A 6,872-nucleotide genomic window follows, 5' to 3' on the forward strand; every position below is an offset into this window, starting at 1 on the left:
AAGAAAAGTATCGAACTAAATTTTTTACGTCAAACTCAGGTTAAATACTAAATTATGAATGTTAAATGTAAAAAAGTACATAAAGAACAACAATGAAGCGTTCCAAGCGATTCTCGCCTTCGTGAGAACAAGTCCAAAAGCGAAGCGACCCAATCTCAATACTAACTTCTCAATACTCAATACTATTTAATATAAACTTCCAAAAGTTCAGAAGCTTCAGTTGCTTTTACCGTGGCATTTTTTATGGAAGCTGGCAAAAGTAGTGTTTCGCCAAAAGCTATGGTTTCACTGTAGTTTTCTGTGTGAATTGATACATTTCCTTTTACACACATGTATATGACAAATGAATCTTTATCATCATGATTTACAGCAATTTCTCCTTGAAATGGTAATAAATTTGTGGTAAAGTAAGGACAATTAACTATTGTGGATGTTTTGTTCGCTTCCGCTGTATATTCAGTTTTGTAGTTTTTGTGGAGTGTGTAGTCTATCGCGTCCAACGCTAAAGCTGTGTGTAATTCACGTGAGTTTCCTTCTGCATCTACTCTATTCCAATCATAGATACGATAGGTAATGTCTGAAGTTTGTTGAATTTCCGCTAATACAATTCCGCCACCAATGGCATGAATTCTACCAGTAGGCAAAAAATATACATCTCCTTTTTGAACGTTTTCAAAGTTGAGAATTTCCGTAAGTGTATTGTTTTTTAAATGTGTTTGATAGTCTTCTTTGGAAACTTCCTGATTGAAACCTACCATGAGTTTTGCGCCTTCATCAGCTTGCATTACATACCACATTTCCGTTTTTCCGAAAGAATTGTGACGTTTTTGAGCCAATGCATCATTTGGATGTACCTGAATGGATAAATCGCTTTTAGCGTCAATGTATTTGATGAGTAATGGAAATTTTGTTCCAAACGCTTCGTATACTTTTTTTCCTAGCAATTCTGCTTGAAATGTTTCGCTGAGTTCTTGCAGTGTTTTTCCTTGTAATTCGCCTTTTGAAACTATAGATGGTTCTCCGTCAACATCTGAAATTTCCCAACTTTCGCCGATAGCATCGCCTTTACTATTTTTTTGAAGCATGGTTTGGAGCTTGTTGCCTCCCCAAATGCGTTCTTTGAAAATTGGATTGAATTTTAACGGATGTAATTTCATTGTTATTCGCCAGCGTATTTTACGAAGTTCCTTGGTGTTTCATACAACACAACTTCTAGGTCTAATGACGTTGAAATGTGTTTTCTGAGTTTGTTCCAAATGACAACTACAATGTTTTCTGCTGTTGGATTTAGATTTTTGAATTCAGGAACGTCTAGGTTTAAATTTTTATGATCAAAAGCATTTTCTACTTCCGAACGAATTAAATCTTTTAGTACTTTAACGTCCATTACATATCCTGTTTCTGGGTCAATTTTACCCGTGACACTTACAATCATTTCGTAATTGTGTCCGTGATAGTTAGGATTGTTACATTTCCCAAAGATTTCATTGTTCTTTGCGTCATCCCAATCAGGTCGATATAATCTGTGTGCTGCATTGAAATGTGCTTTTCTACTTACAGTAACTTTCATGTGTTTCTTTTATTTGTTTTTCATTGGTCACATGCTGTTCGCTAATAATCAATGTCTTTAGTGATATTTTTTTTTAAAATACTCGTTTCATTTATCAACTTTTATGTGTTGGTAAAATTTATCAAATATTATTTTAAACCAAGCTGTGTATTGATCTGGATGTGCTCCGATATCATCTTTTATAGCTTGTACATCCATCCATTTCCAATCGGCAACTTCATCAGGATTGATGTTTGGTGCGTCATTGTAGGTTCCTATCATGACATGATCGTATTCATGTTCGGTAAGACCGTTATCAAATGGAGCTTTGTATATGAACGATACTGCTTCCGCAAGATCGGTAACAAATCCCATTTCTTCTTGCAACCTTCGTTTACCTGCGCTTATGTTACTTTCACCGTCGCGTTGATGACTACAACAGGTGTTTGTCCATAAACCTGGTGAATGATATTTGTGTAAGGCACGTTGTTGCAACATGAGTTCGCCTTTGTCGTTGAGGATAAATACTGAAAATGCTCGGTGAAGCAATGCTTTTTCGTGCGCTTCGATTTTTTCCATTAAACCGATTTGCTCGTCATTTTCATTTACTAGGATTACGTTTTCTTTTGCCATATTTTTTGTCGAAATGCAAATTTACAAAATAGCTTTCGGTGCTTGTGACTATTGTTTACTATTTTAAGGTAAAATTAACATAAGTTTTGGATTTTGGGTTTTTGGTCTTGGATCTTGGATCTTTGGGTTTTGGGTCTTTGGTCTTGGGTCTTTGTGGAGTTGCAAATAGTTTTTGATGATTTTAGGAATAAAAAAAGCATCTCAGTTATTTGAGATGCTTTTTTGTTTATACGTTTTTTATGTTATCGTTCTACAACAATGAATTCACTACGTCTGTTGAGTTGGTGTTCTTCTTCTGTACATTTTACACCATTACTACATTGATTTACCAAGCGTTCTTCTCCGTAACCTGCTCCTGTAAGTCTGTTAGCATCAATTCCTCTTGAAATGATGTATGTAATTGTAGATTTGTTTCTACGTTGCGATAGTTTTTTGTTGTAAGCATCTCTACCTCTACTATCCGTATGCGAGCGTACATCAATTTTAAGTGTAGGATATTGTTTCATCACAGTTACAACTTTTTCTAATTCTGCGGCAGCGTCAGGACGAATATTCGATTTGTCAAAGTCAAAGTATATGATTGGAATGTTTAAAATTTTGGCTAAATCGTCTCCAACTTTGAAAGGTACTTCTTCTTTTTCGAGTAATAAGATTGTTGAACGCAATCCTGCTGCTTCTTGTTTTGGCAATAAGTTTTCTGCTGGATTGTAATCTTTTTTGACAGCTCTTACAAAGTATACTTCATTACATTCTAGTATTGCTTTGAATCTGAATTCTCCTAGATTGTCGCTGTATGTTCTTTCGAGTTCGTTATTTTTATTGTCAAAGAGTTTAACTTCTGCTCCAACAAGAATTTCATTAGATTTATTGTCTTTTACAACTCCCATAATTTCTTGCTCACATGTCCATTGAATTTCTTTCATTTCGATGAATGAATAGATATCGTCATCACCTTGTCCGCCATCACGATTGGATGCAAAGTATCCTTTTTTGGTTGTGCTGTTAATGATGAATGTAAAATCGTCCATAGAACTGTTTACAGGCTCGCCAATGTTGTATATGGTTTGTTCTTCGTCATCTAGTTGCATTACAAAAATGTCTAATCCTCCAAGACCAACATGTCCGTCTGATGAGAAGTATAGTTCATTTTTTTGGCTGATGAACGGGAAGTTTTCTCTTCCTTCTGTGTTGATTCCTTTTCCTAAGTTTTTTGGTTCGCCGAAAGTTCCATCGTCATTGATATCAACCACAAATAGATCGGATAAACCGAAAGTACCTGGCATATCGGAAGCAAAGTATAGCTTTTTTTCATCTACACTAAGTGCTGGATGTGCTACAGAATAATTATTGCTATTGAATGGTAGTTCTTCAATATTTACCCATGTATCTCCTTCGCGTGTAGCTCTGAACATTTTGAGTTTATTGATTCCTTTTTTGTCTTTTTTGTATTTTCCTTTGTAGTAATTGTTTCGGGTAAAATACATGGTGTTTCCGTCTTTGGTAAACACGGTCGTTGATTCATGATATTTTGTGTTTAACTTACCGCTGAATTTGTCAACGTTTGCCAAACTTCCATTTTCTTGTACTTCTGATCCGTATAGATCTAAAAATGGACGTGCATTCCATTTGTGTTTGTAACGTGTTGCTACTCCTGTATCTCGTGCTGAAGAAAATACTAAGTTGTCTTCATAGAATGATGGAGCAAAGTCTGAATATGGAGAGTTTACACCTAAATTTTCGATACGAAAACGCCCGGATTGTTCTGCAATTTCTTCTAAGTAGTTACGTGTTTTGATGAATTTAGTTCCACGAATGTCGCTTCCTGTTAGTTTACTAAATTCTTGCATTTTTTTGTCTGATTCTTCATAGCGTTTTTCAGCTTTTAATGCTTGTGCGTAACGGAAGTAGTATTCTGGTGCAACTTCTTCTCCTAGTGAGAATAGTTCGCCATACCATTTTGAGGCACTAATCAAGTCTGCATTGAAATAGTATGCATTTCCTAGTTTTTCGAATAGCTCTTTCGATTTGTATCCTTCTTCGGCAACTTTCTCATAGATTTCAATTGCATTGATAAAAGCGTAGCTATCATATTTTTCATCTGCTTTTTCAAGCTTTTTTTCTTGTGCATAACCGACAAGAACGAATAAACTTAACAGCGTATATAGTATATATTTTTTTCGTGTCATCATTGTTGGTTTTTAGAAGAATCTTGGTGAGATTATTTTGTCGCGGTTATTGAATAGTTCGAAGCGTAAAAATACTTCATATGAACCATCATTGAATTGTGTATTTCCGAGTTCGGTTGTTTCACGATCGTATGCAAAACCAATCATGAAACTGTCTGATAGTTGCAATCCGACGAGTCCACTAAAGGCTGCACTCCAACGATAGGCTGCTCCTAAGGTTAGTTTATCATTGATTAGAAAGTTTGCTGACAGATCTGCTTGCAAAGGCGCTCCAGATACAGCTTTGAATAGCACTGCTGGTTTGAATTTTACGCTATCACTCATATCAAATACGTATCCACCAATTAGGTAAAGGTTGATACGTTCTGTTGCGGTTGATAGTGATGATTCGTCAAAGTGTTTTGTTTCAAGTAAATTAGGAGCTGATAATCCTACGTACCATTTTTCAGAGTTTCTGTAGTAGATTCCTGCTCCAATGTTTGGCGAGAATTTGTTATCAATATTACTTTGTAAAAGTAAATCTCCAGGGTTGTATTGGTTTAAACAATCAAAACATACATCTAATAAGTGTCCACCAGCTTTTATACCAAATGAAAGTTTTCCATTTTCAGAGGTATTGATTGTGTATGAGAAATCAATATCAAAATAGGTTTCATCGGTTGGACCCAGTTGATCGTTGATGATTGAAAATCCAAGTCCTACTTTTCCTTTTTTTCCTATTGGCGTATGCAAGTTTAATGTTTGCGTTTGTGGCGCTCCTTCTAAACCTACCCATTGTGAACGATGCAAGCCAGCCATACTAAATACTCCTCTTGAACCTGCATAGGCTGGATTGATACTTATGGTATTGTACATGTATTGCGTATACTGTGCGTCCTGCTGCCCATATGTTTCTAATGAAAATACGGTACTCAATAAGCCTATGATGATGATGATTTTATTTCTCATTATAGTATGCTATGTTTTTGTTTATTATTATAGCGGACATACTACAAAGATAGTATGTTCGCTTATTAATTTATCGTTGTATGTATAAGTAACCAGCTCTACTCTTGGTAGTACCATTAACTACATAGTCGATAACGTAGTAATATGTTCCTACTGGTAATAGTTTGTTTTGCTGAATGGTTACGCGACCGTTAGATACTCCACGGAAATAGTTTCCGTTTTGTCCGTATCCTTGAGTCTCATATACTAATACTCCCCATCTGTTGTAAATTCTAACTTGGTTGTCTGGGAATAATTCAATGTTTCTAATTGTAAACACATCGTTATCTCCGTCACCGTTAGGCGTTACAGCATTGAATATTTCAAGATCGTCGACAGAAGGTGTACTATTGTTTACCTCAAGATAGTCAGGAATTCCGTTTCCATTACTATCAAGTGCATCACTATTGTCACCATCTCCATTTGGATCAGGGTTTTCGTCTGATGTAGGAGTTCCATCACCGTCATCATCTGTATCACGGTAATCTTGATCTTCTGTTCCGTCTGTATCAGGTAAATCATCCGTTGGATCGTCTACTGCTGCTCCGTTTGGATCACCATATCCAGTAAGGTCTCCGTCAAATGCATCATCTACACCATCATTATCAACATCTACTCCACTTGGCATTACATCTGGAATTCCGTCTCCATTGTAATCATGACCTTCTACAATATCTAATACTCCATCATTATCACTATCTGTATCGATATAATCTGGATTATCAGTTCCGTCAGTATTTACAGGATCAATTCCTTCTCCTGAACCTGGAGTTACTTCATATGCATCATCTAAACCGTTTCCGTCAACATCCATTCCACTTGGAGGAATATATCCGTCAGTTGTTTGTGCTTCAACGTTATCTAAGATACCATCATCATCACTATCTTGATCTAAGTAATCTGGAATCATGTCGCCATCACTATCTACTGGTGTTGCTGGATTTGCTCCTGCTTCAACCGTATCAATGATACCATCATCATCACTATCAATATCTAATAGATCTGGAATTCCATCTCCATCAGTATCTTGATCACCTTCTACGCCGTTTGGTATTCCATCACCATCACAATCTCCATCAGGATTAGCTGTAGGATCTGGATCACAATCGTCATTTGGATCACTTGTTCCGTTTGGAACTGCTGGCGTGCTTGGATCGTCGATTCCTGTGATTTCTTCACAATCTGTTAATCCATCTCCGTCTGTATCTACTGTACTGATGCCGATTGGATCACATGGATCGTTTGGATCACTTGGGCTTCCTGGTACAACTCCAAAGTCATTTGGATTTAATGGTGTACTTGGATCGTCGATTCCTGTTGTTTCCTCACAGTCTGTTAATCCATCATTATCTGTATCTACCGTGTTGATTCCGATTGGGTCACATGGATCGTTTGGATCACTTGGACTTCCTGGTACTACGCCGAAGTCAGCTGGGATCAATGGTGTACTTGGATCATCAATTCCTGTAGTTTCCTCACAGTCTGTTAATCCGTCGTTATCTGTATCTACTGTATTG

Annotated in this window: 6 protein-coding genes; all 6 read right to left on the reverse strand. The window is 36.7% G+C overall.

What is annotated here, in order from left to right; genetic code table 11:
• Window positions 1–182: 182 nt before the first annotated feature.
• Entirely contained in the window at window positions 183–1,157 is a 975-nt protein-coding gene (locus tag AA089_RS22430) for a type I phosphomannose isomerase catalytic subunit (protein WP_046759264.1), read from the reverse strand.
• Between the two features lie 2 nt (window positions 1,158–1,159).
• Window positions 1,160–1,570: a 6-pyruvoyl trahydropterin synthase family protein gene (locus AA089_RS22435; protein ID WP_046759265.1), complete on the reverse strand. Its 411-nt coding sequence runs from the start codon at window positions 1,568–1,570 to the stop codon at window positions 1,160–1,162.
• A gap of 87 nt (window positions 1,571–1,657) precedes the next feature.
• Window positions 1,658–2,182, reverse strand: coding sequence for an isopentenyl-diphosphate Delta-isomerase (gene idi, locus AA089_RS22440; RefSeq protein ID WP_046759266.1), 525 nt, complete (start codon window positions 2,180–2,182; stop codon window positions 1,658–1,660).
• A 242-nt stretch (window positions 2,183–2,424) separates the two neighbouring features.
• Complete coding sequence (locus tag AA089_RS22445) at window positions 2,425–4,371, reverse strand: OmpA family protein (protein ID WP_316936960.1); 1,947 nt, start codon at window positions 4,369–4,371, stop codon at window positions 2,425–2,427.
• A gap of 9 nt (window positions 4,372–4,380) precedes the next feature.
• Window positions 4,381–5,316, reverse strand: a complete 936-nt coding sequence (locus AA089_RS22450) for a PorP/SprF family type IX secretion system membrane protein (protein WP_046759268.1) — start codon at window positions 5,314–5,316, stop codon at window positions 4,381–4,383.
• Between the two features lie 70 nt (window positions 5,317–5,386).
• Window positions 5,387–6,872 (reverse strand): gliding motility-associated C-terminal domain-containing protein (locus AA089_RS22455; RefSeq protein WP_046759269.1); only part of this gene is annotated, 1,486 nt, incomplete at its 5' end.

Source organism: Kordia jejudonensis (assembly GCF_001005315.1).
GTDB classification, from domain to species: domain Bacteria; phylum Bacteroidota; class Bacteroidia; order Flavobacteriales; family Flavobacteriaceae; genus Kordia; species Kordia jejudonensis.